At 73.7% G+C, this 25199-nt stretch carries 29 protein-coding genes, 1 tRNA gene and 1 pseudogene; 14 read left to right on the forward strand and 17 right to left on the reverse strand.

Annotation, left to right across the window (positions count from 1 at the left end; translation table 11 throughout):
- Positions 1-159: precorrin-6A/cobalt-precorrin-6A reductase (locus tag ALMP_RS27510; protein ID WP_264933111.1), on the reverse strand; the 159-nt coding region annotated here is incomplete at its 3' end.
- A 100-nt stretch (positions 160-259) separates the two neighbouring features.
- Here ALMP_RS27510 and ALMP_RS27515 point away from each other — a divergent pair.
- Complete coding sequence (locus ALMP_RS27515) at positions 260-1051, forward strand: HAD-IIA family hydrolase (RefSeq protein WP_264933068.1); 792 nt, start codon at positions 260-262, stop codon at positions 1049-1051.
- 84 nt (positions 1052-1135) lie between these two features.
- On the opposite strand, the gene ALMP_RS27520 is transcribed toward ALMP_RS27515, so the two are convergent.
- Both ALMP_RS27520 and ALMP_RS27525 read right to left on the reverse strand, forming a co-directional pair.
- Positions 1136-1909, reverse strand: coding sequence for a sulfite exporter TauE/SafE family protein (locus tag ALMP_RS27520; RefSeq protein WP_264933069.1), 774 nt, complete (start codon positions 1907-1909; stop codon positions 1136-1138).
- 74 nt (positions 1910-1983) lie between these two features.
- A complete protein-coding gene (locus ALMP_RS27525) occupies positions 1984-3171 on the reverse strand; it encodes a thiolase family protein (protein WP_264933072.1) in 1188 nt (395 codons plus the stop codon).
- Between the two features lie 125 nt (positions 3172-3296).
- On the opposite strand from ALMP_RS27525, the gene ALMP_RS27530 reads away from it, so the two are divergent.
- From ALMP_RS27530 to ALMP_RS27540, 3 genes are all read left to right on the forward strand, one after another.
- Positions 3297-3587, forward strand: a complete 291-nt coding sequence (locus ALMP_RS27530) for a WhiB family transcriptional regulator (RefSeq protein WP_309299546.1) — start codon at positions 3297-3299, stop codon at positions 3585-3587.
- Positions 3584-4066, forward strand: coding sequence for a Dps family protein (locus tag ALMP_RS27535; RefSeq protein WP_264933074.1), 483 nt, complete (start codon positions 3584-3586; stop codon positions 4064-4066). Before ALMP_RS27530 ends, ALMP_RS27535 begins: the two co-directional genes overlap by 4 nt.
- A 131-nt stretch (positions 4067-4197) precedes the next feature.
- A complete protein-coding gene (locus ALMP_RS27540) occupies positions 4198-4539 on the forward strand; it encodes a DUF3140 domain-containing protein (RefSeq protein WP_264933076.1) in 342 nt (113 codons plus the stop codon).
- A gap of 1 nt (position 4540) precedes the next feature.
- Here ALMP_RS27540 and ALMP_RS27545 read toward each other — a convergent pair whose 3' ends face one another.
- On the reverse strand, positions 4541-5782 hold the full coding sequence (locus tag ALMP_RS27545; protein WP_264933077.1) for an amidohydrolase: 1242 nt from the start codon (positions 5780-5782) through the stop codon (positions 4541-4543).
- Between the two features lie 383 nt (positions 5783-6165).
- Between ALMP_RS27545 and ALMP_RS27550 the strand changes: the two genes are divergently transcribed.
- Genes ALMP_RS27550 through ALMP_RS27560 form a run of 3 tightly spaced genes read left to right on the forward strand, consistent with a single transcriptional unit; the run spans position 6166 to position 8063 of the window.
- Positions 6166-6537, forward strand: a complete 372-nt coding sequence (locus ALMP_RS27550; RefSeq protein ID WP_264933078.1) for a DUF4333 domain-containing protein — start codon at positions 6166-6168, stop codon at positions 6535-6537.
- Positions 6538-6562: 25 nt separating this feature from the next.
- A complete protein-coding gene (locus ALMP_RS27555) occupies positions 6563-7285 on the forward strand; it encodes an ABC transporter ATP-binding protein (RefSeq protein ID WP_264933080.1) in 723 nt (240 codons plus the stop codon).
- A gap of 55 nt (positions 7286-7340) precedes the next feature.
- On the forward strand, positions 7341-8063 hold the full coding sequence (locus ALMP_RS27560; protein WP_264933082.1) for a response regulator transcription factor: 723 nt from the start codon (positions 7341-7343) through the stop codon (positions 8061-8063).
- 9 nt (positions 8064-8072) lie between these two features.
- On the opposite strand, the gene ALMP_RS27565 is transcribed toward ALMP_RS27560, so the two are convergent.
- Complete coding sequence (locus ALMP_RS27565; RefSeq protein ID WP_264933083.1) at positions 8073-8927, reverse strand: Cof-type HAD-IIB family hydrolase; 855 nt, start codon at positions 8925-8927, stop codon at positions 8073-8075.
- A gap of 180 nt (positions 8928-9107) precedes the next feature.
- Here ALMP_RS27565 and ALMP_RS27570 point away from each other — a divergent pair, with 180 nt between their 5' ends.
- The 7 genes and pseudogenes from ALMP_RS27570 (at position 9108) to murJ (ending at position 15662) form a co-directional block, all read left to right on the forward strand.
- Positions 9108-9920 carry an SAM-dependent methyltransferase gene (locus ALMP_RS27570; protein ID WP_264933086.1) on the forward strand — a complete coding sequence of 271 codons (813 nt, stop codon included), beginning with the start codon at positions 9108-9110 and terminating at the stop codon, positions 9918-9920.
- 13 nt (positions 9921-9933) lie between these two features.
- Positions 9934-11337 carry a glutamine synthetase family protein gene (locus tag ALMP_RS27575; RefSeq protein ID WP_264933088.1) on the forward strand — a complete coding sequence of 468 codons (1404 nt, stop codon included), beginning with the start codon at positions 9934-9936 and terminating at the stop codon, positions 11335-11337.
- Positions 11337-12470, forward strand: coding sequence for an amidohydrolase (locus ALMP_RS27580; protein WP_264933089.1), 1134 nt, complete (start codon positions 11337-11339; stop codon positions 12468-12470). Before ALMP_RS27575 ends, ALMP_RS27580 begins: the two co-directional genes overlap by 1 nt.
- Before the next feature lie 24 nt (positions 12471-12494).
- Complete coding sequence (locus ALMP_RS27585) at positions 12495-13025, forward strand: NUDIX hydrolase family protein (RefSeq protein ID WP_264933113.1); 531 nt, start codon at positions 12495-12497, stop codon at positions 13023-13025.
- Between the two features lie 71 nt (positions 13026-13096).
- A complete protein-coding gene (locus ALMP_RS27590; protein WP_264933115.1) occupies positions 13097-13498 on the forward strand; it encodes an NAD(P)H-dependent oxidoreductase subunit E in 402 nt (133 codons plus the stop codon).
- 15 nt (positions 13499-13513) lie between these two features.
- Positions 13514-13978: pseudogene (locus ALMP_RS27595) on the forward strand (TetR family transcriptional regulator); the annotation flags it as partial.
- 46 nt (positions 13979-14024) lie between these two features.
- Positions 14025-15662, forward strand: coding sequence for a murein biosynthesis integral membrane protein MurJ (gene murJ / locus ALMP_RS27600; RefSeq protein ID WP_264933091.1), 1638 nt, complete (start codon positions 14025-14027; stop codon positions 15660-15662).
- A gap of 13 nt (positions 15663-15675) precedes the next feature.
- On the opposite strand, the gene ALMP_RS27605 is transcribed toward murJ, so the two are convergent.
- From ALMP_RS27605 to ALMP_RS27660, 12 genes are all read right to left on the reverse strand, one after another.
- A complete protein-coding gene (locus ALMP_RS27605) occupies positions 15676-17766 on the reverse strand; it encodes a WD40 repeat domain-containing serine/threonine protein kinase (RefSeq protein WP_264933117.1) in 2091 nt (696 codons plus the stop codon).
- Between the two features lie 262 nt (positions 17767-18028).
- Positions 18029-18102, reverse strand: a tRNA-Pro gene (locus ALMP_RS27610).
- A gap of 108 nt (positions 18103-18210) precedes the next feature.
- The gene (locus ALMP_RS27615; RefSeq protein ID WP_264933092.1) at positions 18211-18570 is read right to left on the reverse strand and encodes an MmcQ/YjbR family DNA-binding protein; all 360 of its coding nucleotides are present in this window, start codon (positions 18568-18570) and stop codon (positions 18211-18213) included.
- A gap of 30 nt (positions 18571-18600) precedes the next feature.
- A complete protein-coding gene (locus tag ALMP_RS27620) occupies positions 18601-19122 on the reverse strand; it encodes a GNAT family N-acetyltransferase (protein WP_264933093.1) in 522 nt (173 codons plus the stop codon).
- Positions 19119-19715: a helix-turn-helix domain-containing protein gene (locus tag ALMP_RS27625; RefSeq protein ID WP_264933095.1), complete on the reverse strand. Its 597-nt coding sequence runs from the start codon at positions 19713-19715 to the stop codon at positions 19119-19121. Before ALMP_RS27625 ends, ALMP_RS27620 begins: the two co-directional genes overlap by 4 nt.
- Positions 19716-19755: 40 nt before the next feature.
- Positions 19756-20661: a LysR family transcriptional regulator gene (locus tag ALMP_RS27630; RefSeq protein ID WP_264933096.1), complete on the reverse strand. Its 906-nt coding sequence runs from the start codon at positions 20659-20661 to the stop codon at positions 19756-19758.
- 31 nt (positions 20662-20692) lie between these two features.
- Positions 20693-21889: a glycine C-acetyltransferase gene (locus ALMP_RS27635; RefSeq protein WP_264933119.1), complete on the reverse strand. Its 1197-nt coding sequence runs from the start codon at positions 21887-21889 to the stop codon at positions 20693-20695.
- A gap of 18 nt (positions 21890-21907) precedes the next feature.
- Positions 21908-22936, reverse strand: coding sequence for an L-threonine 3-dehydrogenase (gene tdh / locus ALMP_RS27640; protein WP_264933098.1), 1029 nt, complete (start codon positions 22934-22936; stop codon positions 21908-21910).
- Positions 22937-23098: 162 nt separating this feature from the next.
- Positions 23099-23665, reverse strand: coding sequence for a GAF domain-containing protein (locus ALMP_RS27645; RefSeq protein ID WP_264933099.1), 567 nt, complete (start codon positions 23663-23665; stop codon positions 23099-23101).
- Positions 23666-23726: 61 nt separating this feature from the next.
- Positions 23727-24356, reverse strand: coding sequence for an ATP/GTP-binding protein (locus tag ALMP_RS27650; RefSeq protein ID WP_264933101.1), 630 nt, complete (start codon positions 24354-24356; stop codon positions 23727-23729).
- The gene (locus tag ALMP_RS27655; protein ID WP_264933121.1) at positions 24334-24705 is read right to left on the reverse strand and encodes a DUF742 domain-containing protein; all 372 of its coding nucleotides are present in this window, start codon (positions 24703-24705) and stop codon (positions 24334-24336) included. The genes ALMP_RS27650 and ALMP_RS27655 overlap by 23 nt, the downstream gene beginning before the upstream one ends.
- 2 nt (positions 24706-24707) lie before the next feature.
- Entirely contained in the window at positions 24708-25142 is a 435-nt protein-coding gene (locus ALMP_RS27660; RefSeq protein WP_264933102.1) for a roadblock/LC7 domain-containing protein, read from the reverse strand.
- Positions 25143-25199 lie beyond the last annotated feature (57 nt).

The following is a 25199-nucleotide window of genomic DNA, read 5'->3' on the forward strand; positions in this document are numbered from 1 at the left end:
GCCGAACCCGCCGACGCGGACCTCCCCCGCGAGCGCCCCCGGCCGGGACACGCGTCCCGCGAGCGAGGAGGTCACCCGCACCCCTGGGCGGGCCGCGAGAGCGGCGGCCAGTTCTCGTGCCTCGGTGGTGCCGCCGAGGACCAGGACGTGCGCGGACATGGCGTCGAGCGTACGGCAGGCCCGGGGCCGCCCGGTGTCGCCGTCGTGCCGTCCGCCCGCTCTCCCGGCGGGCGGGCGAGGACGGCGCTATCGTCCCCGTATGGATGCGTTGCGGGCCGTCCTCATCGATGTCGACGGGGTGCTGACCGTCTCGTGGAAGCCGCTGCCGGGCGCGGTGGAGGCGCTGCGGACCGTCCGGGAGGCGGGGCTCGGCGTCGCCCTGGTCACCAACACGACCTCGCGCACTCGTGCCTCGATCGCGCGGACGCTGGCGGAGGCGGGGTTCCCGGTGGCCGCCGAGGACATCCTCACGGCGCCCGCCGTGACCGCCGCCCACCTCGCCGAACGGTATCCGGGGGCCCGGTGCGCGCTGCTGAACAGCGGTGACGTGCGCGAGGACCTCGCCGGGGTCACGCTGGTCGACGACGACGGCGACGTGGACGTCGACGTGGTCGTCCTCGGCGGGGCCGGCCCCGAGTTCGGGTACGCGGCGCTCGACCGGGTCTTCGGGCACCTCCAGCGCGGCGCGCGGCTCGTGGCGATGCACCGGAACCTGTACTGGCGTACCGAGGCGGGGATGCGGCTGGACTCCGGGGCGTTCGTCGCCGGCCTGGAGGCGGCGGCGCGGGTGGAGGCGGAGGTGACCGGGAAGCCGTCTGCGGCGTTCTTCGCGGCGGCGCTGGCGCGTCTGGGGGTGACCGCCCGGGAGGCGCTGATGGTGGGCGACGACGTGGAGTCGGACGTCCTGGCGGCGCAGCGGGCGGGGATCACCGGGGTGCTGGTCCGGACGGGCAAGTTCCGGCCGGAGACACTCCGCGCGGCCGACGGCACCCCCGACCATGTCGTCGACTCCTTCGCGGACCTGCCCGAGCTGCTCCTGCCGACGCGGTAGCGGCACACGGGCCGGAGCCGACGCGGCAGCGGCACACCGGCCAAAACCGACGCGGTAGCGGCACACGGGCCGAAGCCCGCGCGGCTAGCGCAGCAGCAGCTGGAGGCCGCCGAGCACCGTGGCCGCGATGACGAGTCGTTCGAAGAGCCGCTGGTCGATGTGGTGCACGGCCCACTTGCCGAGCAGCGCCCCGGGGACGACGAAGAGGGCGAGCGCGGCGTCCAGCAGCAGGGACCGGCCGTCGATCAGGCCGAGGCCCACGCTGAACGGCACTTTGGAGACGTTGACGATGAGGAAGAAGAAGGCGGAGGTGCCGAGGAAGCCGAGTTTGCGGAAGCCCGCCGACAGCAGGTACATCGACATCACCGGGCCGCCGGCGTTGGCGACCATGGTGGTGAAGCCGCCGAGGACGCCGTAGGAGCGGGCCTTGAGGCGGCCGGCCCGGGTGACCACGGCGTCCGGGTCCTCGGCCGCCTCGGCGGTGCGGCGGCGCCACACCGTGACGCCCGCCATCAGCAGCAGGATCGCGCCGATCGAGGTGCGCACGACGGCGTCGTCGGCCCACATCAGGAAGACCGTGCCCACCACGACGCCGGCCGCGACCGCCGGGAACAGCCGCCACAGGGTGGGCCAGTGGGCGTGCCGCCGGTAGGTGAGGACGGCCAGGACGTCCCCGGCGATCAGCAGCGGCAGCAGCACACCGGTGGAGGCCCGGGCGGGCAGCACGGCGGCGAAGATCGCGAGGCTGACGGTGTTGGCCCCGCTGACGGCCGTCTTGGAGAAGCCGACCAGCAGGGCCGCGAAGGCGAGGGCGGCGAACTCCCAGCCGGTGAGGTGCCACAAGGTCATCGTGTTCATGCGGCCACCGATGTTAAGCGCACCTAATCGATGCCGTCAGGTGCGTCTCGCCTGATGGCGCCGGTGGCCGGGGGTCAGTGTCGTTCCACCAGGACCGCGCTGCCCTGTCCCACGCCCACGCACATCGTCGCCAGCCCGCGTTCCGCCCCGGTGCGCCGCATGCGGTGGAGCAGGGTGGTGAGGATGCGGGCGCCGGAGCAGCCCAGCGGATGGCCGAGGGCGATCGCGCCGCCGCTGGGGTTGACCAGGTCGGGGTCGATGCCCAGCTGGTCCACGCACGCCAGCGCCTGTGCGGCGAACGCCTCGTTGAACTCGGCCTCCTGGACGTCGCCGACCTCCCATCCGGCCCGGGCGAGCGCCTTGCGGGTGGCGGGGACCGGCCCGATGCCCATCACGTCGGGGTGGACGCCGGCGGAGGCGCCGGCGACATAGCGGCCCAGGGACTCCAGGCCCAGGTCGTTCAGCGCCTCCTCGCTGACCAGGAGGAGACCGGCGGCGCCGTCGTTCATCGGGGAGGCGTTGCCCGCGGTGACCGTGCCGTCCGGGCGGAAGACGGGCTTGAGGCCGGCGAGCCGCTCGAAGGAGGTGTCCTCGCGGATGCATTCGTCGGCGTCGACGACCACGCCGTCGGGGCGCCGCACCGGCAGCAGTTCGTCGTCGAAGTGGCCGTTCTTGCGGGCCAGGGCGGCGAGCCGGTGGCTGCGCAGGGCGAACTCGTCCTGCCGTTCGCGCGGCACTCCGTACCGGGCGGCGACCTCCTCGGCGGTCTCGCCCATCGACAGCAGGCCGTGCAGCTCCTTCATCGCGGGGTTGACCAGGCGCCAGCCGAGCCGGGTGTCCACGGTCTCGACGCGGTGCGGGAGGGCCTCGTCGGGGCGGGCCAGGACGAAGGGGGCGCGGCTCATCGACTCGGAGCCGCCCGCGAGCACGATGTCGGCCTCGCCGGCGGCGATCGTACGGGCCGCGGTGGTGACGGCCTCCAGTCCGGAGGCGCACAGCCGGTTGACGGTGGCGCCGGGCACCGTCTCGGGGAGGCCGGCGAGCAGGGCGGCCATGCGGGCGACGTTGCGGTTGTCCTCGCCGGCCTGATTGGCGGCGCCCCAGTAGACGTCGTCGATCCGGGCCGGATCGAGCGCGGGCAGGTCCTCGACCAGGCCGCGGACGACGGCGGCGGCGAGATCGTCGGGCCGTACGGTGGACAGGGCGCCGCGCAGCTTTCCGATGGGGGTGCGGCGGGCGGCCGCGAAGTGGACGGGACGCACGACAGGACTCCTGACCGAGGACGATGGGACCGGTGCACCGACAGCCCCTAAATTAGCACCGCTAGTTTCGAAAGGCCCACGCCGGAGGCGTTTCCCAGGTGTCCGAAGGCCGACGGACGCCGCGTTTGCGCCCGTTCGCCCGGGGCACCCGCGCCCCCATGGAGTGGTTGGGCAGTGCCGCCTGCGTGGGCGAGGACCCGGAGCTGTTCTTCCCCGTGGGCACGTCCGGACCGGCCCTGCGGGACGTCGAGGACGCCAAGCGCGTCTGCGCCCGCTGCCCGGTCACCGCGCCCTGCCTGGACTACGCCCTCGGCAGCGGGCCGATGTCGGGCGTGTGGGGCGGGACCGCGGAGGAGGAACGCGCCGAACTGCTCCGTACCGCACGAGACGACGCCGCAAGGAGAACCTCGGTATGACTGTCGTGAAGAGCCCTCTTCCGGAACCGGCCCGTCAGGTGACCTTCGACGCGTTGCAGGGCACCCTCGTGGACCTTCTGGGTCTCTCCCTGATCGGGAAGCAGGCGCACTGGAACATCGTCGGTCCGCGCTTCCGCTCGATCCACCTCCAGCTCGACGAGGTGGTCGCGGCGGCCCGCTCCTACGCGGACACCGTCGCCGAGCGCGCGGCCGCGCTCGGACTGCCGCCGGACGGCCGCCCGGAGACGATCGCCTCGGCGTTCACGCTCCCCGGCCCGAAGGACGGCTGGGTGCGCGACGAGGAGGTCGTGCAGGTGATCGCGGAGGCGCTGAGCACGGCGATCGGCCGGCTGCGGGAGCGGATCACGGCGACGGAGACGGCGGACCCGGTCACCCAGGACCTGCTGATCGGCCTCACCGCCGAGCTGGAGAAGCAGCGGTGGATGTTCGAGGCGGAGAACTGGCCGCAGGAGAGCTGACCCGTACCAAGGACCCCGCACACGGATTCCGCGCGCACGGACCGCGCCCGTACGGATTCCGCACGCACGGACTGCGCCCGTCCGGACCTGCCCGCAACGAGAATCCACCCCCACGACGAAGGGGCATGCCCATGACCGACGCCCTCGAACTCGACGCGCTGTGGGAGGACTTCCACCGCGTGGTGAACATGACCTCGCAGGAACTCGCCGCCTGGCTGCGGGTGCGGGACTCCGACGAGAACGCGGAGGCCCTGCCCGACGAGGCCGGCACCCCCACCGGGCAGCATGTGCTGGCGATCCTCCAGAAACGGCGCACCGACCTGACCGACGACGACATCCGCGTGATGCACCGGGTCGTGGACACGGTGACCGCGCAGACCGACCCGGAGAACGAGCCCGAGGCGGAGGACGCGGGTGACACCCGACGGCGGCACCGGCTGATGACGATCGGTCACGACCCGCTGAAGCCCTGAGTCACGCCAGGCGGCTGAGCGCGGCCGACACCAGCGTCCGCACGCCCGGCACGACCACCGAGAGGTCCGGCGCGAACAACGGGCTGTGGTTGCCGGGCACTTGGTCGACCTTCTCGGTCGGCTCGTCGCCGGGCGCCGCCTCCCACACGTCCGCCGGCGTCGAGGTGACGTACCAGTAGTCGTACGGCACGCCGTCCGGCGCGAGGAGGGAGAAGTCCTCGCTGCCCAGCACCCGGCCGAAGTCGAACACCGTGTGCGCGCCGAAGAGTTCACGGTGGACGGCGGCGATCTCCTCGTCGAGCGCCGCGTCGTTGACGGTGACCGGACAGCCGGGGATCACCGTCACCTCGGGCGGCACCGGACAGCCGGCGGCCCGGCACTCCCCCTCGACGATCCGCCGGACGGCGGCGAGGACCCGTTCGCGCACCCGGGTGTCCTGGGTGCGCAGGTTCAGCGAGAGCCGTGCCTCGGCGGGGATGATGTTGGACTCGGTGCCGGCGTGGAACCGGCCGACCGTCAGCACCACCGACTGGCCCGGCGCGACCTCGCGGGCGACGACCGTCTGCAGGCGGGTGACGACGTACGCGGCCGTCACCACAGGGTCGACGGTCGACTCCGGGCGCGATCCGTGCCCGCCCACGCCGTGCACCACGACCTCCATGTCGTCGGAGGCCGACAGGGTCAGCCCCGGGGTGTGCGGGTAGCCGCCGACGAGCCCCGGGGTGACGTGCTGACCGAACAGCACGTCGGGGCGCGGGAAGCGCTCGTGCACCCCGTCCGCGACCATCGCCGCCGCCCCGCCCCCGGCCTCCTCGGCCGGCTGCCCCACGACGACCAGCGTGCCGGACCAGGTCTCGCGGGCGGCGGCCAGCGCCTCGGCGGCGCCCGCGAGCCAGGTGACGTGCAGATCGTGGCCGCAGGCGTGCATCACACCGTCGACGGTGGAGGCGTAGTCGAGGCCGGTCGCCTCCGTCACCGGCAGCGCGTCCATGTCGCCGCGCAGCCACACCACCGGCCCCTCGCCGTTGGCCAGCACCCCCACCACCCCGGTACGGGCGACGCCCTCCGTCACCTCGTACCCGGCCGTCCGCAGCCGCGCGGCCAGACGCGCCGCCGTGCGGTGCTCCCGGAAGGACAGCTCGGGGTGGCGGTGCAGGTCCCGGTAGAAGTCCTCCAGGTCCTCCGCCCGTACGGTGGAGGTCACCTCCCGCGCCAGTCGCGCGACCGCATCCGCCTCACGCATACCGCTTCCCCTCTCGTCGCCGCGCGCACGGCGCCCGGACGGCCCACCCGGCGAAGCCTATGCCGCCCGGGCGCGGCGGCAGCAGAGGACACCGGACGCCGCGGGGCGCGCTCTCCCGCGGCCCGCCGACAGCTCTGCCCGTACCCGGCCGGCCCGCGCGCTCGGCCCCCTCACAGCCCAGGGCCAGGACACGTCCGCCGTCCTGAGCCACAGGACACCCCCTGCGCAGGGCCCCGTGGTGATCGGCCGAACGGTCGAGGGCCGTGCCGCGAGCCCTGGCCGTTCGGCCGAGGCGCTGGCGGGTGCGCGAGGGCGAGGGTGGAGCCACTCCCCGGGACGCCCACCGCCCGGTCCCTCCCCCCTCCAGCCGTCAGGAGTACGCGATGCAGTCCAGCAAGTTCGTCGTCGGCGTGATCGGCGGTGCCACGGCCGTGGTCGCCCTCACCGCGATCGGCACCCACCTGCTCTCCGGCACCGAGTCCACCAGCGCTCTCGACGAGCACACCACGGTGACGGTCGACGGCCACCGGGCGCTGGCCGCGAACATCGTCGCGGGCCGCACCCAGAGCAAGTACCACCCGCTGCCGTGGGTCGGCGACAAGGTCTCCGGCGTCACCTGCCCCACCGGCCTCAAGGCCGTCGCCGGCGCCACCGTGACCTGCCACGGCCGGACGGACGGCGGCAAGGACGTCACCATCCCGGTCAGCGTCGTCCAGGCGACCGCCGACTCGGTCACCTGGACGTTCGAGCGCTGAGCGCCGAGAAGGAGTCACGACCACCATGAGCACCGTCCTGGCCGCGTCCGGCCTCGTGAAGAAGTACGGCTCCACCACCGCCCTGGCCGGCGTGGACGTCGAGGTCGGCGAGCGCGACTTGCTGGCGATCATGGGCCCGTCAGGGTCCGGGAAGTCCACCCTCCTGCACACCCTGGCCGGAATCGTCCGCCCCGACGACGGCCAGGTGCTGCTGCGCGGCGAGCGAAGCGAGATGGGGGTCCCCCCGGCCGAAGGCTGGGGGAGGATCGACCGGCTCGGGGAGAACCGGCTCAGCGCGCTGCGCCGCAAGCGGTTCGGATTCGTCTTCCAGTTCGGCCAGCTGCTGTCCGAACTGCCCGCCGAGGAGAACGTCGCCCTGCCGCTGATGCTGGAGGGCGTCCCGCGCCGGCAGGCCGTCGAGCGGGCCCGCCGCTGGTTCGCGCCGCTGGGCCTGGACGGCCTGGACAAGCGCCGCCCGGGGCAGCTGTCGGGAGGTCAGGCGCAGCGGGTCGCCATCGCCCGCGCGCTGGTCGTCGAGCCGGACGTGGTCTTCGCCGACGAGCCCACCGGCGCCCTGGACCAGCGCACCAGCGAGGAGGTCGTCCGACTGCTCACCTCGGTCACCCGCGAGCAGGGCGCCGCCCTGGTGATGGTCACCCATGACGCCGACGTCGCCGCCCACTGCGACCGCGTCCTGGAGGTCCGGGACGGCCGGATCAGCGGCCACACCCGGTATCCGGTCGCCTGACTCGCGGCTCACCGGGCCTCCTGATGTGTTCCACCCGTTGCGGCATGATCGAGCCATGACCACCCCCGCCCCCGGTGCCGCCGTGCCCGGCCCCTCCGCCCCGATCCGGGTGCTCCTCGCCGACGACCAGGACATGGTCCGCACCGGTTTCCGGTTCTTCCTCGACGCGCAGCCGGACATCACCGTGGTCGCCGAGGCCGCCGACGGGGAGGAGGCGGTGGCGCTGGCCCGCAGGATCCGGCCGGACGTGTGCCTGCTGGACATCCGGATGCCGAAGCTGGACGGTCTGGCGGCCACCCGGCTGCTGGCCGGGCCGGACGTTCCCGACCCGCTGCGGGTGGTCGTGGTCACCACCTTCGACCTCGACGAGTACGTGTACGGGGCGCTGCGCGGCGGCGCGTGCGGTTTTCTGCTGAAGGACTCCGGGCCGACCCTGCTCGCGGAGGCGGTGCGGGCTGCCGCGGCGGGCGACTCCCTGGTGTCGCCGCAGGTCACCGTGCGGCTGCTCCAGCACCTGACCGCGCCCCCGGCCGCCCCGGCCGCGGCGGCGGTCCCACGTCCGGCGGCCCTGCCGGAGCCGCTCACCGACCGCGAGCTCGATGTGGTCCGGCTCGTCGCGCTGGGCCGCACCAACGCGGAGATCGCCGCCGAGCTGTACGTGTCCCTGTCGACGGTGAAGACGCATCTGTCCAGCGTCCAGCTGAAGTTGAGCGCCCGGAACCGCGTGGAGATCGCGGCCTGGGCCTGGCAGCACGGGTACGCGCAGCCCCGCCCGTGACGGCGGCCGTCAGAGGTCCAGCACGCGCGCGATGGTGCGCAGCACGCCGTTGTCGTTGTTGGACGGGGCCAGGTGGCGGGCCCGGCGGACGACCTCCGGGTGGGCGTTGGCCATGGCGAAGGACCAGTCGGCGGCGTCCAGCATCTCCAGGTCGTTGAGGTAGTCGCCGAACACCATGGTCTGGGCGGGCGTGATGCCCAGCTCCCGCTGGAGCCGGCGCAGCGCGGCGCCCTTGTTGGCGGTGGCGTTCATGACGTCGACCCAGTGCTCGCCGGAGACGACGACCTGGTGGGCGGCGGCGAACGGCGCGAGGGCGGGGGCGGTGGTCTGCTCGACCGCGCCGAAGTCGAACACGGCCACCTTCAGGATGTCGTCGTCGACGGCGCACAGGTCCTCGACGACCTGGTGGCGGACGTAGTACCGGGCGACCTCGGCGACGAAGGGCGCGTCGGCGCGCTCCACGTACGCCGACCGCTTGCCGCACACCACGGCGCCGACGTCGACGCCGTCGGCCGCGAGCCGCCGTACGGCCGCGACGATGTCGGTGACGACGTCCGCGGCCAGCGGGTCGGAGCTCAGCTCCCGCCCGTCGCGCACCACGTAGGTGCCGTTCTCGGCGATGAAGACCATCCCGTCGGCGACCTCGGCGAACTCGCGCGCCAGCGTGGCGTACTGGCGTCCGCTCGCGGGGCTGAACAGCACCCCGCGCTCCCGCAGCCGGGAGAGCGTCTCCCACAGTCCGTCCGGTGTCCGCTTGGTGTCGTCGAGCAGCGTGCCGTCCATGTCGGTGACGATCAGCCGGATGTCGGCGGAGGCGGCCGACGGCTCGGGGGCGGTCGGACGGGCGGCGTGGGAGGGGAGCATGTCCTGTTTTCCTGTACGGGGGCGGCCGGACCGTCACCCTATCGGGGGAGGCGGCGCGCGCCGCGGGGCCGGGGTCGCCGTCGCGCCGATTCCCGGGACAGCGGTGATCATCCGGCGGCACAATGACGACGACGGCCGGAAGCGAACGATTTCGGCCAGGACGTGGGAAGGGGCAGTGACGTGAGCGAGGGCCACACGCCGGCGGGCGGACGGGCACGGCTGAACACCGGCGTGGCGCACAACGCGCGGGTGTGGAACTACTGGATCGGCGGCAAGGACAACTATGAGGTCGACCAGCAGGTCGGCGAGCACGTCGCCGGGATGTTCCCGCTGATCCGGGAGATCGCCCGTGCCGACCGCTGGTTCCTGGGCCGGGCGGTGCGGTTCCTGGCCGAGGAGCGCGGGGTGCGGCAGTTCCTCGACGTCGGCACCGGTCTGCCGACGGCCGACAACACCCATGAGATAGCCCAGCGGATCGCACCCGACTCGCGGATCGTGTACGTCGACAACGACCCGATCGTGCTGGCGCACGCCCGCACCCTGCTGACCGGCACCCCCGAGGGCGCCACCGACTACATCGACGCCGATGTGCACGACCCGGAGGCGATCCTCGGGCGCGCCGCCGCCACCCTGGACTTCGACCGCCCGGTCGCGGTGATGATGCTCGGCATCCTGAACTTCGTCCTGGACGTCGAGGCGGCGCGCGACATCGTGCGCCGGATCATGGCCGAGGTGCCCTCGGGCAGCTTCCTGGTGCTGACCCACCCGACCTACGACGCGGAGGTGGGCGGCGAGGGGCAGATCCCGGCCATGAAGTTCTGGAACGAGAACGCCACTCCGCCGATCACCGCCCGTGCCGGCGCGGAGATCGCCGCATTCTTCGAGGGCCTGGAGCTGCTGGAGCCGGGCCTGGTGTCGTGCTCGCGCTGGCGTGCCGGGTCCGGTGCCCCGGCCGTGGTGCCGCAGTACGGCGCGGTGGCCGTGAAACCCTGACCGTGGAGGCTGTATGACCATCCTTGCCGATCCCCTGCCCGGCGGGCGCCCCGGCGACGTCGGGCGGGCGAGAGCGCTGAGCGGGGAGCTGTCGGCGCGGGGCGTGCACGGGATCGTCCTGGCCTACGTCGACACCGCGGGCGTCGGCCGGATCAAGACGGTCCCGGTCACGGCGCTCGCCTCGGCGGCGGCCTGGGGCGTCGGCATGTCCCCGGTGTTCGACACGTTCCTCGCGAACGACGACATCGTCACCACGGACGTCCTGGGCTCCCCGGACGGCGATCTGCGCCTGTACCCGGCTCTCGACCGGCTGGTGGCGCTGACCGCGCAGCCCGGCTGGGCGTGGGCGCCGGTCGACCGTGTCACCCAGGACGGCGAGCGGCATCCGGGGTGCTCCCGCACCTTCCTGCGGCGGATCGTCGCCGACGCGTCCCGCGCGCACGGCCTCGCCTTCAAGGCGGCCGTCGAGATCGAGTGGGCGGTGGGCCTGGACTCCGCGCCCGCCGGGGAGTTCGTCCCGGCGGCCACCGGACCGGCGTACGGCGCGATCCGGCAGGTGGAGCTGAGCGAGTACCTGGCCGAGCTGCTGGCCGCGTGCGCGGCGCAGAACGTGGACGTCGACCAGGTCCATCCCGAGTACGCGCCGGGCCAGTTCGAGATCTCCGTGGGCGCGGTGGACCCGGTGGCGGCGGCCGACCGCAGTGTGCTGGTGCGCCAGACGATCCGCGCGGTGGCCCGCCGGCACGGCCTGCGGGTCTCCTTCTCCCCCGCCGTCGCCGCGCGGGGCGTCGGCAACGGCGGGCACGTCCACCTCTCCGCGTGGCGCGACGGCGTCAACCTGCACACGGGCGGCGACCGCCGGTACGGCATGACGGCCGACGCGGAGGCCTTCACGGCCGGGGTGCTGGCCCACCTGCCGGCGCTGACGGCGGTGACCGCGCCGAGCCCGGCGAGCCGGCTGCGGCTGCGACCGTCCCAGTGGGCCGGAGTGTTCACCGCGTGGGGGCTGGAGACCCGCGAGTGCGCGCTGCGGCTGGTGCGGGGCACCGCGGGCCGGCGCGCGGAACAGGCGAACCTGGAGGTGAAGCCGGTCGATCTGGCCGCGAACCCGTATCTGGCGCTCGGCTGTGTGATCGCCGCCGGGCTGGACGGGCTGGCGGCGGGCGCCACCCTGCCGGAGGAGACCACCGGCGATCCGGCCCGGCTGGGAGCCGAGGAGGCCGCCCGCCGGGGTGTGCGCCGGCTGCCGGCCTCGCTGGACGAGGCCGTCGCCGCGTTCCGGGCGGACGCGGTGCTGCGCGGCGCGCTCGGCCCGGTCCTCGCCGACGCCGTGACCGCCGTACGGGAGGGGGAGATCCGCGCCGTGGACGGGCTGGACGACGCGGGGATCGCCGCCGCCTACCGGTGGGTGTACTGATGGGCGCCGGGCCGGTGCACGAAGTGCTCGCGGAGCTGGAGCTGGTGGACCACCACTGTCACGGGGTGGTCGCCGGCCCGCTGGACCGGGCCGGGTTCGAGGCGCTGCTCACCGAGGGCGACCGGTGGCCCGGCTGCTCGCCGTTCGACACACCGGCCGGTGTCGCCGTACGCCGGCACTGCGCGCCGGTGCTGGATCTGGAGCGGCACGCGCCCGCCGAGGAGTACCTCGCCCGACGGGCGGAGCTGGGCCCCGAGGAGGTCGACCGGCGTTTCCTGACAGCGGCCCGGACGGGCGTGCTGTGCGTCGACACCGGGTTCGCCCCGCGGCCCCTGACGGCGCCCGCCGAACTCGCCGCGGCGGCGGGCGCGGTGGCCTACGAGGTGGTCCGGCTGGAGGCGGTCGCGGAGGCGGTCGCCGCGCGGGGCGTCGAGCCGGACGCGTACGCCGACGCGTTCCGCGCGGCCGCGCTGGACGCGGTACGGAAACCGGGGGTGGTGGCGGTGAAGTCGGTGGCCGCGTACCGCACCGGCTTCGAGCTGGACCCCGCCCGTCCCTCGGACGCCGATGTCACCCGGGCGGCGCGGCGCTGGCTGGCGGGCGGCGGCCGGCTGGCGGACCCCGTCCTGGTGCGGCACCTGCTGTGGACCGCCGTCGATCTGGGGCTCCCGCTCCAGTTGCACACGGGTTTCGGCGACAACGACATCCGGCTGCACCGGGTGGACCCCACACATCTCACGGACTGGCTGCACCTCACCGCGGGCACCGTTCCGGTGCTGCTGCTGCACTGCTGGCCCTACCAGCGGCAGGCCGGCTACCTGGCCGCGGTGTTCGAGCAGGTGTACCTGGACGTGGGGCTCACGCTGCACCACGTCGGCCCGGCCCGGGCCCGGGCGGTCCTGGAGGAAGCGCTGGAGATCACACCGTTCCGCAAACTGCTGTACAGCTCCGACGCCTATGGTGTCGCCGAGTTCTACGGGCTCGGAGCGCTGGCGTTCCGCCGGGGGCTGGGGGACCTCCTCCAGGCCCGGGTGGACGCCGACGACCTGAGCCTGCCCGACGCACTGCGCCTGGCGCGGTGGGCGGGCGCGGACAACGCCCGCCGGGTCTACCGGCTTCCCGACGGACACTGAAAGTATGATCAAGCAATGTCTGACATGACCGAGACCACGCCGGGCTGGCTGAGCCAGGACGAACTCGAACTCGCCCGCGCCCGCATGCCGATCCTGTACGTCGAGGCCGTGCCCGTGCGCGTCGACGACAGCGGCGAAGTGACCAGCATCGGCCTGCTGCTGCGCATCGGACCGGACGGCAATGTCAGCCGGACCCTGGTCTCCGGCCGGGTCCTGCACCACGAGCGGGTCCGCGACGCCCTGCTGCGCCACCTGGAGAAGGACCTCGGCCCCGTGGCCCTGCCGCGTGTCCCGGCCTCCCTCCAGCCCTTCACCGTCGCGGAGTACTTCCCGACGCAGGGCATCACCCCGTACCACGACCCGCGGCAGCACGCGGTGTCGCTGGCCTACATCGTGCCGGTGACCGGTGACTGCCGGCCCCGGCAGGACGCCCTGGACCTGGTGTGGTTCGACCCGCAGGAGGCGGCGTCGCCGGCGGTGCAGAGCGAGATGCCGGGCGGGCACGGGTTCCTGCTGCGGCAGGCCCTGGCCCACGTCGGCCTCGCGGCCTCCTGACCGGCGTGGCGGCTCGCCCGGCCCTGCCGGGGCAGCGTGCGGCCCGCTCCGAGCGGCCGGGCCGGTCCGCCGTGACCGTCGGCGCCGCGGCCCGCCGTCCCTGCACCCTCGTGGTGTGCCGGGGCTGCTGCTGCGGCGTCGCCCGCAAGCACCCCGGCTTCGACCACGCCTGGCAACTGGACCGTCTGCGCGCGGCCGCCGCCGCGTCCGACGGCGCCTTCGAGATCCGTACGACGGACTGTCTCGGCCCCTGTGACCAGGCGAACGTCATCGTCGTCCAGCCGTCCGCCGCCGGGCGCCGCGCGGGCGGCAGGGCCACCTGGATCGGCTTCGCCCTGGACGACGACTGCACGGAGGAGATCCTGACCTGGGCGGCGGCCGGCGGCCCCGGTGTCGCCGCACCCCCGGCCACCCTGGAACTCCAGTTCATCCGCCCACCCGGCCGCGGGCGGGCGACACGCGGGCGCCGGTGAACTTCCGCTGGCCTCCGGTACTTCGCGTCCAAGGAGGACGTGGTCGTGCAGTTCCTGTCCGGCATGGGCGAGGCGATGCGCGCTGAGCTGGCGGCCCGCCCCGCCGACGAATCACCGTCGGTCGCCCTGCGGCACACCGTCCAGGTACCGGTCGCCGAGTGCGCCGACCGCTCCGACCACGCCGAACGGGCCCTGCGCGTCGTCCGGTTGATCCTGCGCACGCCCGCCCTGCGTGCCCGCTTCCTGGAGCGCCAGGCCCAGTGGCGCGACGACCTCGCGGCGGAACTGGCCCACCGGCTGCCGCCCGGCCCCGACGCAGAGCTGCGCGCCCGGCTGGCCGCCGGGATGACCCTCACCGCCTTCGACACCGTCCTGCAACGCTGGAGCGACAGCGACGGCGGCGAGGACCCGGCGGCGCTCACCGACCGCGCGTTCGCCCTCCTCGCCCCCGCCCTGGACGCGGACGAACGGGCCCGCTGAGCAAGCGAGTCGGGGCGGTCCGATCTTGATGACGTAGGTTGGCCGGATGGTGGAGGGGACGAAGACCGCGGCGCGCGCCGCACGGACCGGCGGGGCGGCCCGCTCGTCATTGCTGATGGCGGCGGGCACGATCGTGTCCCGGGCGACCGGGCTGATCCGGACGATCCTTCAGGGCGCCGCGCTGGGCACCGGCCTGCTGGCCAGCACGTACAACACCGCGAACACCGTGCCGACCAGCCTGTACACCCTGCTGATCGGCGGCGCGCTCAACGCGGTGCTGGTGCCGCAGCTGGTGCGGGCCAGGGCCACCCACCCGGACGGCGGACACGCCTACGAGCAGCGGCTGGTCACGCTGGTGGTGACCGTCCTCGCCGTCGGCACCGCGCTCGTGGTGTGGGCGGCCCCTCAGATCGTCTCGGTGTACATGCGCGACACCCCGGACAGCCACGAGGCCTACGAACTCACCGTGGTCTTCGCCCGTTTCCTGCTCCCGCAGATCTTCTTCTACGGCCTGTTCAACATCTACGGCCAAGTCCTCAACGCCCGCGAGCGGTTCGGCGCGATGATGTGGACGCCGGTCCTCAACAACGTCGTCCTGCTGGGCGTGTTCGGCGCGTACCTCGGCCTGATGACCGTGCCGGAACGGGTGGAGGACATCTCCGCCGCCCACGTCCGCCTGCTGGGCATCGGCACGACGGCCGGCATCGCGGTGCAGGCGCTCGCGCTGGTGCCGTTCGCGCGGGCCGCCGGCTTCCGCTTCCGCCCGCGTTTCGACTGGCGCGGCTCGGGCCTGGGTTCCGGCGTCCGCGCCGCCCAGTGGACCCTCCTCTTCGTCCTGGCGAATCTCGTCTCGCTGACGGTGGTCACCAACTACGCCAACACCGCCGACCAGGAACTGCCGGACGCCGGCGCGGGCTACTCGGCGTACACGTACGCGCAGACGATCTGGATGCTGCCGCAGTCGGTGGTCACCGTCTCCCTCGTGACCGCGCTGCTGCCGCGCATGAGCCGGGCCGTCGCCGAGGGGCGGGTCACCGACCTGCGCGCGGACCTGTCCCGGGCGCTGCGGGTGAGCGGGGTCGTCATCGTGCCGGCCGCGTTCCTGTTCCTCGCCCTCGGCCCGCGCATCGCCACGCTGCTGTTCGCGCACGGGGCGGCCGACGCGTCCTCCGCGCAGCCGCTCGGGCACATGCTCCAGGCGTTCGGCCTGGGGCTGATCCCGTACTCCGCGCAGTACCTGCTGCTGCGCGGCTTCTACGCCTTCGAGGACACCCGCACGCCGTTCTTCCTGTCCGCCTGGATCGCGGCGGTGAACATCGCCCTCGCGACCGTCTGCCATCTGCTGCTGCCCACCCGCTGGGCGGTCACCGGCATGGCCGGCGGCTACGCCGTGTCCTACCTGGCCGGACTCGCCCTCACCGTGCGGCTGCTGCGCCGCAGGACCGGCGGCCGTGTCGACGACGGCGCGGTGCGCCGCACCTACACGAAGCTGGTGTGCGCCTCGGGCCTCGCCGCGGCACTGGCGTGGGCGGCGGACCGGGCCTGCGCGGTCTCGCTCGGCGCCGGCACCACGGCCACCGCGATCGCTCTCGCGGCCGGCATCGTCACGCTGGGGGCGGCGTACGCCGTCCTGGCGCGGCTGCTGAGGGTCGAGGAGCTGCGGGAGCTGCGCGCGCTGCGATGAGGCACCCGCTCGCTCAAGGACCGAGGGTGGCCGCGGTCGTCGTCACGGTGAACACGGTGCCCTGGGAGGTGGCGCCCGCGAGCCGCGCACCGGTCGGCGCGAAGGCGAGGCAGGTGGTCTGCCCGCCGGTGCCCGGCGGCTGGGTCTCCGCTTCTCTGCCCTGGGTGTCCGACAGCACCAGCGCCGTGTTGACGTGCCCGGCGGCGGTGACCGTGCCCTTGGCGCGGCCGGGGGCGAGCAGGTCCGTGGGCCGGGGGGAACGGGCGATCACCACGGGCTCACCATTGGGGTCCCAGCGGCTCCAGCGACTGCCCCGGGGCAGCGGCCGCAGCGTCTCCACATCGATCTCGGCACCGTCGTACCCGGGGCCCACCGCCACGAGTCGGCTGCCCTCCCCGGAGGGCGCCAGACCGGTGATACGGGCGCCCGCGGCGAGGTCCTCGGCGTCGATCAGCGGGGTGCGGCCGAGGATCTCCCCCCGGCCGTACGACCTGGCGCGCAGGAGCGTGCCCCGGTCGGTGACGACGCACAGCATGAGCTTCTCGTCGACGACGATCCCGACGACCCGCTCGGCGGCGGCCTGGAGTGCGGAGGTGCCGGCATGGCCGGAGCCGCGCCACACCCGGACGGCTCCGTCCTCGTAGCCGGCGACCAGCTCGGCGTCCCCGCCGGGCAGGACGGCCAGAGCGGTGACCGGCGCGGCACGCCTGCTCACGGTCTTCCCGCGGCTGCCGCGCACCGCGTCCCAGGCGACGACCGTGCCGTTCTCCCCGCCGGTCACGAAACGCGAGGCGCCCGTGAAGACCAGCGCGTCGATCTTTCCCTGCCCCGAGTCCCGCACGGTCGTGGGCCGGCCGGGGTCCGTGGCGTCCCAGATCCGGACCGTGGCGTCGGCACCGCCGGAGACGATCCACCGCCCGTCCGGGGACCATGCCAGGGCGTGGACGGGGCCGTCGTGGCGTCCGGCGAGCGCGGAGACCACGAGGCGCGCGGTCGACGCGGAGGGCGACGCCCCGCCCTGGTCGCCGCCCTTCTCGTCGCTCGTGTCGCCGCCGGGCAGCAGCAGTCGTCCGGCCGCGACCGCGGTGACGGCTCCCCCGGCGAGCAGCGCCGCCCGCAGGCAGGCACGCCGGGTGAGGGCGGGCCCGCCGTGCCCGGCCGGTGCCTGGGCCCGCGCGGGTCCGGGCCCAGGCCCGTCGTCGGCCGGACCCTCCACCTCGTCGCGCTGACCGTCCTGGGCGGGCCGGTCGGGCTCGTCGGTCTCCTGCCGGGCGCCGGGGGACGGCGGTCCGGCCGCCTGTCGCAGCAGCTCGGCCGCGTGTTCCGGCGACATCCGGAACACCGGGTTCTTGCGCAGCAGCCCGTCGATGGCCGGTGCGAGCGCCCCCGCCGCGGTGGGCGTCGGGACGGGGTCGGAGATGATCCGGTACAGCACGCCCAGGGCGGAGTCACCGGTGAACGGGGGCCGTCCCTCCACCATGGTGAACAGGGTCGCGCCCAGGGCCCACAGGTCGCCGCCCGCGTCCGCCGGGCCGCCACGGGCGCGTTCGGGCGCCATGTAGTGCGGGGAGCCCATGACGGCACCGGTGGTGGTGAGGGTGGGGTTGCCCTCGACGTAGGCGATGCCGAAGTCGGTCAGGACGACCCGGCCGGCCTGGTCGATCATGATGTTCGCGGGTTTCACGTCCCGGTGGACGACGCCGCGCTCCCAGGCGGCGCGCAGCGCGTCCAGCACGTCGAGACCGATGCGTGCCGCCTGTGCCGCCGGCAGGGGACCGTCGCGCCGGAGGCGTTCCTCGACCGACGCGCCGCGCACGAGTTCCATGACGATCCAGGGCCGTCCGCCCTCCTCGAAGGTGTCGTACACCTGGACGACCGAGGGGTGCTCGACCATGGCCGCGGCCTGGGCCTCCCGGAGCATCCGGGCGTGCGCCTTGGCCACGTCGGCGTCCGGCACCTGTCCCCGCACGTGCAGTTCCTTGACCGCGACCGTACGCCGCAGCGTGGTGTCCCACGCCTGCCAGACGGTGCCCATGCCACCGGCGCCCAGCCGCGCGACGAGCCGGTACCGACCGGCCGGCGTCCTGCCGTCCTCGACGACCATGTCCGTCACCCCGCTCGCTCCTCCCACATCCCTGCCCCCTACATGCACGGGGACGCCGGGCGGACGGTTCCCGGGTCAGGAGGTCCCGGCGGTCGGTCGTCGGGGACGCCCTGTGCGCCGAGGGCCGCACGAGCGGGTGCCGGACGAGCCACGGGCGGGGCCGTGGCGCGGTCACCTCCGCTGATCCCCGCTTGGGACACAGAAATGACGAAAGACCGTACCGAATTCCTTCGGTACGGTCTCTGACCTGCGCTTCCGCAAGTCGGGACGACAGGATTTGAACCTGCGACCCCTTGACCCCCAGTCAAGTGCGCTACCAAGCTGCGCCACGTCCCGTTGCCCGTCTGACCTGGGGTTTCCCAGGCCGGGCGTGCACAGAAACCATACCGCACTCGGGTCGGTGGTCGCGCACTGCTTTTGTGGCGCCACGTCCTCCGGGGAAGGTCAGCCCTCCGTCGGCACGCCGAGCCGGGGGTGCGTCTCCAGGAGTCTCGGTGGGGCCGACTGGCGCCAGGAGTCGGCCAGGACGTCCCGCAGCTCCCGCTCGTCCTCCAGTGCCGCCAGCCTGACCCGGACCCAGGCGAACTGGGCCTCGTGGTCGGCGATCCAGAACTTGCCGGGCTCGGCGAGGACCAGTTCGGCCCGCTCCTCCTTGGGGCAGCGCACGGCGAGGGAGGTCTCGTCCTCGGGCAGGGTCGCGAACATCTTCCCCGCGACCCGGAACGTGGGCATGCTCCAGGCGATCTTCTCCGTCGTCTCCGGCAGGGACAGGGCGATACGGCGTGCGTCTTCGGCGTCCGGCATGCTTCGCACCGTAGCGGCTGCCACTGACAGTCACCCGGCGGCGACCCGCTTGTAGTACAGCGTGGTCGGCCGCAGCACGCCGGACGGGTCCGCCGCGTAGTCGGGGATCACCCCGGCCCGGGTCCATCCGGCGCCCCGGTAGAGGCCTTCGGCGGGGCTGTCGGTCTCGGTGTCCAGGTGCAGCAGGGTGACGCCGCTCGCGACGGCGGCCTCCTCGGCGGTGGTCAGCAGCCGCCGCCCGAGGCCGCGCCCGCGGGCGTCCCGGTGGACCATCAGCTTGACGAGTTCGGCGCGGTGGCGGCTGTTGGGCTTGTCCGGGAAGGCCAGGCTGACGGTGCCGACGACGCGGCCGGCGTCGTGGGCCGTCCACACGGCGAGTTGTCCGGCGGCCACCGCCGTCGCCCGCTCCCGCCACCAGGCGAGGGCCCGGGCGCGGTCGAGCGGGGCGAGGAAACCGATGGAGGCACCGCCGTCCACCGTGTCGACGAGCAGGTCGGCCAGGTCCTCGGCCCAATCGAGCAGGGCGGTGGCGTCGAGGCGGGTCGTGGTCACGGCAGCACCACCGCCAGCGCGTACCGCACGGCCGTGTCGCCCGCGCACCGGAACCGCGTCGGTCCCCAGACGCGCAGCCGCAGACAGTCGCCCGCGTCGAGGTGGTGCCCGGCGTCCTGCGCCGTGACGTCGAGGGCGCCCTCCAGAACCCAGATGTGTTGTTCCAGGCCGGGCACGGGCGGCCGGTCGTAGGCGATGTCGGCGCCGGGGGCGAGCCGGCCCTCGATCAGCTCGCCGCGCAGGCCGGGGTGCGGCGGTGACACCGAGCGCCGCACGAATCCGGAGGCGCGGTCCTCCCACACGGGCTGTTCGGCGGCCCGCAGCAGCGGCGCCGGCTCCACCTCGACCTCGCTGAGCAGCCGGGACATGGTGCGGCCGTAGACGTGGCAGAGGCGGTTGAGGGTGGCGGCGGTGGGGCTGATCTCTGCCCGCTCGGCGCGGGACAGGGTCGACCGGCTGACGCCGCTGCGCTCGGCCAGTTCGCCCAGGGACCAGCCGCGTTCGGCGCGCAGCGCGGCCAGGCGGGCGGCGAGCCGGGCGTCCACCGGGTCGACGGCGGCCGGAGTCGTCTCCTCCACGACAGGATCTCTCATATTCGGGATCCTATCCCAGATTCGGGATAGGCCCAGGGGTTCACGCCGTGGGGGTGGCCTCGCCGAGCGCCACCAGCACCGGCCGGATCAGCGGGTGCTCCTCCGCCCCGCGCCGTACGGCGGCGAAGACACGGCGGGTCGGGGCCACCCCGTCGACCGGGCGGACGACCACGCCGGTCAGGTCCATGCCGCGCAGCGCGGAGCGCGGGACGAGGGCCACGCCCGCGTCGGCCGAGGCCAGGGCGACGACCGCGCGGAAGTCGTCCGAGGAGTGCTCCAGACGCGGCTGGAACCCGGCGTGCTCGCAGGCCAGGACGACCACGTCGTGGCAGGGGTTGCCGGGGTACGGGCCGATCCACGGGTCCTTCGCCAGTTCCGCCAGCGGCACCTCGTCGGCGTCGGCGAGCCGGTGGGAGACCGGCACGACCGCGTCGAAGGGCTCGGCGTACAGCGGGACGTGCGTGAGGCGCGGGTCGTCGGCGGCCGGGGCGCCGCGGTACTCGACGGCGACGGCGATGTCGACCTGCCGGTCGAGGACCATCGGCAGGCTGGCGTCTCCCTCCGCGTCCTGGACGCGGATCCTTATCCCCGGCGCGGTGCCGGCGAGCCGGGCCACCGCGGGGGCCACGACCAGCGCGATGCCGGTGGCGAAGGCGGCGACGGTGACCGTCCCGGCGGCCCCGGAGCCGTAGGCGGCGAGTTCCGCCTCGGCGCGCTCCAGCTGGGCGAGGACCGCGTTGGTGTGCGCGAGCAGGATCTCGCCGGCCGGGGTCAGCCGGACGCCCTTCGCGCCGCGTTCCACCAGGCGGTGGCCGGTCTCCTGTTCCAGGGCCGTCAGCTGCTGGGAGACGGCCGAGGGGGTGAGGTACAGCGCGGCGGCAGCCGCCGTCACCGTGCGGTGGTCGGCCACCGCACGGAGGATGTGGAGCCGCCGCGCTTCGATCATGCGAACGATTATCGCAATATGTCCGGGCTGCTCAGGCCGCCTCCAGCTCCGCCCGCGCCGCGACGAACGCGTCGACCGCGCGGTGCACGTCGTCCGTGGAGTGCGCGGCGGACAGCTGGACGCGAATGCGCGCCTGCCCCTGCGGGACGACCGGGTAGGAGAAGCCGATCACGTACACGCCGCGCTCCAGCAGCAGTTCGGCCATGCGGCCGGCCTTCGCCGCGTCGCCGATCATCACCGGCGCGATGGCGTGGTCGCCGGGAAGGACGTCGAAGCCCTCCTCGGTCATCCGGCGGCGGAACAGGGCGGTGTTCTCGGCGAGTCGAACGCGCAGGTCGTCGGCCGACTCCAGCAGGTCGAGGACCTTGAGGGAGGCGGCGGCGATCACCGGCGCGAGGGTGTTGGAGAACAGGTACGGGCGGGAGCGCTGACGCAGGAGCGCCACGATCTCGGCGCGGGCGGCGACATAGCCGCCGGAGGCGCCGCCGAGCGCCTTGCCCAGCGTGCCGGTGACGATGTCGACCCGGTCCATGACGCCGTGCAGTTCGGGGGTGCCGCGGCCGCCGGGGCCGACGAAGCCGACGGCGTGCGAGTCGTCGACCATGACCATCGCGTCGTAGCGGTCGGCGAGGTCGCAGATCTCGCGCAGCGGCGCCACATAGCCGTCCATGGAGAACACGCCGTCGGTGACGACCAGCCGGCGGCGCGCGTCGGAGGCGTCCTTCAACTGCCGTTCCAGGTCCGCCAGATCGCGGTTGGCGTAGCGGAAGCGGCGGGCCTTGGACAGCCGGATGCCGTCGATGATCGACGCGTGGTTGAGCGCGTCGGAGATCACCGCGTCCTCCGGGCCGAGCAGCGTCTCGAAGACACCGCCGTTGGCGTCGAAGCAGGAGGAGTACAGGATGGTGTCCTCCTGGCCCAGGAAGGCCGACAGCCGCGCCTCCAGCTCCTTGTGCACCTCCTGCGTGCCGCAGATGAAGCGCACCGACGCCATGCCGTAGCCCCAGCGGTCCAGGGCCTGGTGTGCGGCGGCGATCACCTCGGGGTGGTCGGCCAGTCCGAGGTAGTTGTTGGCGCAGAAGTTGAGGACCTCGCCGGGGCGGCCGCCGGCCGTGACCTCCACGGTCGCGGACTGCGGGGTGCCGATGACGCGTTCGGGCTTGTGCAGCCCGGCGGCGCGGATCTCGTCCAGGGTGGCGCGCAGGTCGTCGCGCACGGAGTCGAACATCATCAGTCCTTGAAGGTGTCAGTGGGTCCAGTCGAGGATGACCTTGCCGCCGCGTCCGCTCGCCGCGTCGGCGAACGCCGCCTCGAAGTCGCGGAAGCCGTAGCGGCCGGTGATCACGGGGGCGAGGTCGAGGCCGCCCTCCAGCAGCACCGACATGGCGTACCAGGTCTCGAACATCTCACGGCCGTAGATGCCCTTGATCGTGATCATGGAGGTGACGATCCGGGCCCAGTCGACGGGGAACTCCTCGGCCGGCAGGCCGAGCATGGCGATCCGGCCGCCGTGCGTCATGTTGGCGATCATGTCGCGCAGTGCCTCGGGCCGGCCGGACATCTCCAGGCCGATGTCGAAGCCCTCACGCAGGCCCAGCTCCCGCTGCCCGTCGGCGATGGACTCCCGGGACACGTCGAGCGCGAGGCTCACGCCGACCTTGCGGGCCAGCTCCAGCCGCTCCGCGCTGACGTCCGTGATGACGACGTTGCGCGCCCCGGCGTGCCGGGCCACCGCCGCCGCCATCAGACCGATCGGGCCCGCGCCGGTGATCAGGACGTCCTCGCCGACCAGCGGGAAGGACAGCGCGGTGTGGACGGCGTTGCCGAACGGGTCGAAGATCGCCGCGACGTCCAGGTCCACCGGGACGCGGTGCACCCACACATTGGACGCCGGCAGGGCGACGTACTCCGCGAAGGCGCCGTCCCGGCCGACGCCGAGGCCGACCGTGGCCCGGCACAGATGCCGGCGCCCGGCGAGGCAGTTGCGGCACTTGCCGCACACCAGGTGCCCCTCGCCGCTGACCCGGTCGCCGACGGCGACGTCCGTGACGTCCCGGCCGGTCTCCACGACTTCCCCGACGAACTCGTGCCCGACCACGAGCGGGGTACGGATCGCCTGCCGCGCCCAGCCGTCCCAGGACCGGATGTGCAGGTCGGTGCCGCAGATCCCGGTGCGCAGCACCTTGATCAGTACGTCGCCGGGTCCGACGGCGGGCTCCGGCACGTCCGCGAGCCACAGCCCGGGCTCCGCCTTCTCCTTGACCAGCGCCTTCAACGCTACGGCTCCTGTCCTGACGCTCCCGGGCACGCCGAAGGGGCCCGCATCCGGGGAGAGGGGTGGATTCGGGAAGCAATCTGCCGCACCCCGCCCTCCCCGGTCCATCGAGGATTTCTTAAGCGCCGCCGCAGCTTTCCTTCACACCGTGGGAGCGGCCGGCTACGGCAGCCCGTCGTCCACCGGGCGCTCCAGCCGTACGACGAGATCGGCGGCGGCCGCCTTGATGGTCTCCAGGCCGCCCTTCCCCCAGGGGCGGGGCGCGAGGTCGGCGACGCAGACCGTGCCGAGCACCATGCCGGTGGAGTCGATGAGCGGGGCGCCCAGATAGGAACGGATGCCGTACTCGTCGACGAGGGGGTTGCAGGCGAAGCGCGGGTAGTCGCGCACGTCCTCCAGGACCAGCGCCTTGCGCCGGACGACGACATGCGGGCAGTAGCCGTAGTCGCGAGGCAGCCGGCGGCCCGGCTCGGGCTTGCCGCCGCGGGCGGCGCGGCCGCCGTCGGGGGTGTGCAGTCCGGCGAAGAACTGCGACTCCTCGTCGATGAAGTTGACCATGGCGTACGGCGCGCCGGTCACGTCCGCGAGGCGGTCCGCGAAGGCGTCGAGGGCGGGGTCCGGCCGCTCGCCGAGGCCGAGTCGGCGCAGCCTGCGGGTGCGGGCGGGAGCTTCCCTGTCCTCGGGGGTGAGCAGCAGTCGACCGGCCGGGCGCGGCGGGTCGTAGCTCATGAGCGGGCTCCGTCGCTGTGGACGTATGGCATATGCGGCTCCGGTGCGTTGTGTGCGGGAATCACATGTGGGCGCCGCGGCTCGGCTGGGGTGCTGCCGGTGCGTGCGCGATGAGGTGTTTGACGAGGACGAGCAGGGTCTGGACTCCGGAGGCGGAGATCCGGGCGTCGCAGCGCACGATCGGGATCTCCGGGTCCAGGTCGATGGCGGCGCGCACCTCCTCGGGGTCGTAGCGGTGGGCGCCGTCGAACTCGTTGACGGCGACGATGAAGCCGAGGCCGCGTTCCTCGAAGAAGTCGACGGCCGCGAAGCACTCCTCCAGGCGGCGGGTGTCGGCGATGACGACAGCGCCGAGGGCGCCCTCGCACAGCTCGTCCCACATGAACCAGAACCGCTCCTGCCCCGGTGTGCCGAACAGGTACAGGACATGTCCGGGATCGAGGGTGATGCGGCCGAAGTCCATGGCGACGGTCGTCTCGACCTTGTTCTCGATGCCGTCGAGGTTGTCGGTGGCGGCACTGACCGTGGTGAGCAGCTCCTCGGTGCTGAGCGGCGCGATCTCGCTGACCGCGCCGACGAAGGTCGTCTTGCCGACGCCGAAGCCGCCCGCCACGAGGATCTTCAGGGCAGTGGGGAAGGGATCCGAGCCGTCGCCGTGCTCGCCGTGCTCAGAGCTGTCGTCGTAGTCCATCGAGCACTGCCTCCAGTAGTGCCCGGTCGGTGGGGTTGTGGTGGAACTCGGGGGGCTTGGTGGTCAGCGCCCCGCAGTCGACGAGGTCGGACAGCAACACCTTGGTGACCGCCGCCGGCAGCTTCAGGTGGGCGGCCACCTCGGCGACCGGGACGGGAGCGCGGCACAGGTCGAGGGCCTGCGCGTGCTCGGGGCCGAGGTAGCCGAGGGGGGTCACCCCGGTGGCCCTCACCTGCGACATCAGGTCGAGGGCGACGGTGGGTCTGGTGCGGCCGTTGCTGACCGTGAACGGGCGCACCAGCCGTCCGGCCGCGTCGTCGAGCCAGGGCCCGTCGCCGGCCGCCGCCACGCTCAAGGCCCCGTCACCGACGCGTCGACGGCGTGCTGTCGGGGTGCGGTCACCAGGTAGGGGCGGACGCTCTTGACGAGCATCGCCATCTCGTAGCCGAGGACCGCGGCGTCGGCCTCGCGGCCGGCGAGCACGGCGAGGCAGGTGCCGGAACCGGCGGTGGTGACGAACAGCAGCGTGGAGTCGAGTTCGACGACGACCTGCCGCACCTCCCCGCCGTCGCCGAACCGCACACCGGCGCTGCGGCCGAGGGAGTACAGGCCGGAGGCCAGGGCGGCCATGTGGTCGGCGCTGTCGGGGTCGAGGCCGTGGACGGACTTCACCAGGCCGTCGGAGGAGAGCAGGACCGCGCTGGTCGTGTGCGGTACGCGCTGCACGAGGCCGCTCATCAGCCAGTCGAGATCGGATACCTGGCCGGTCGGCGCATCGCTCGCCATGGTGGATCGACTCCTTGGGGTACGAAGGTTCGCGGGAGCGGTGGGGGTGGGCGGGGG

This window comes from Streptomyces sp. A012304, assembly GCF_026008495.1.
In the GTDB taxonomy this organism is placed as follows: domain Bacteria; phylum Actinomycetota; class Actinomycetes; order Streptomycetales; family Streptomycetaceae; genus Streptomyces.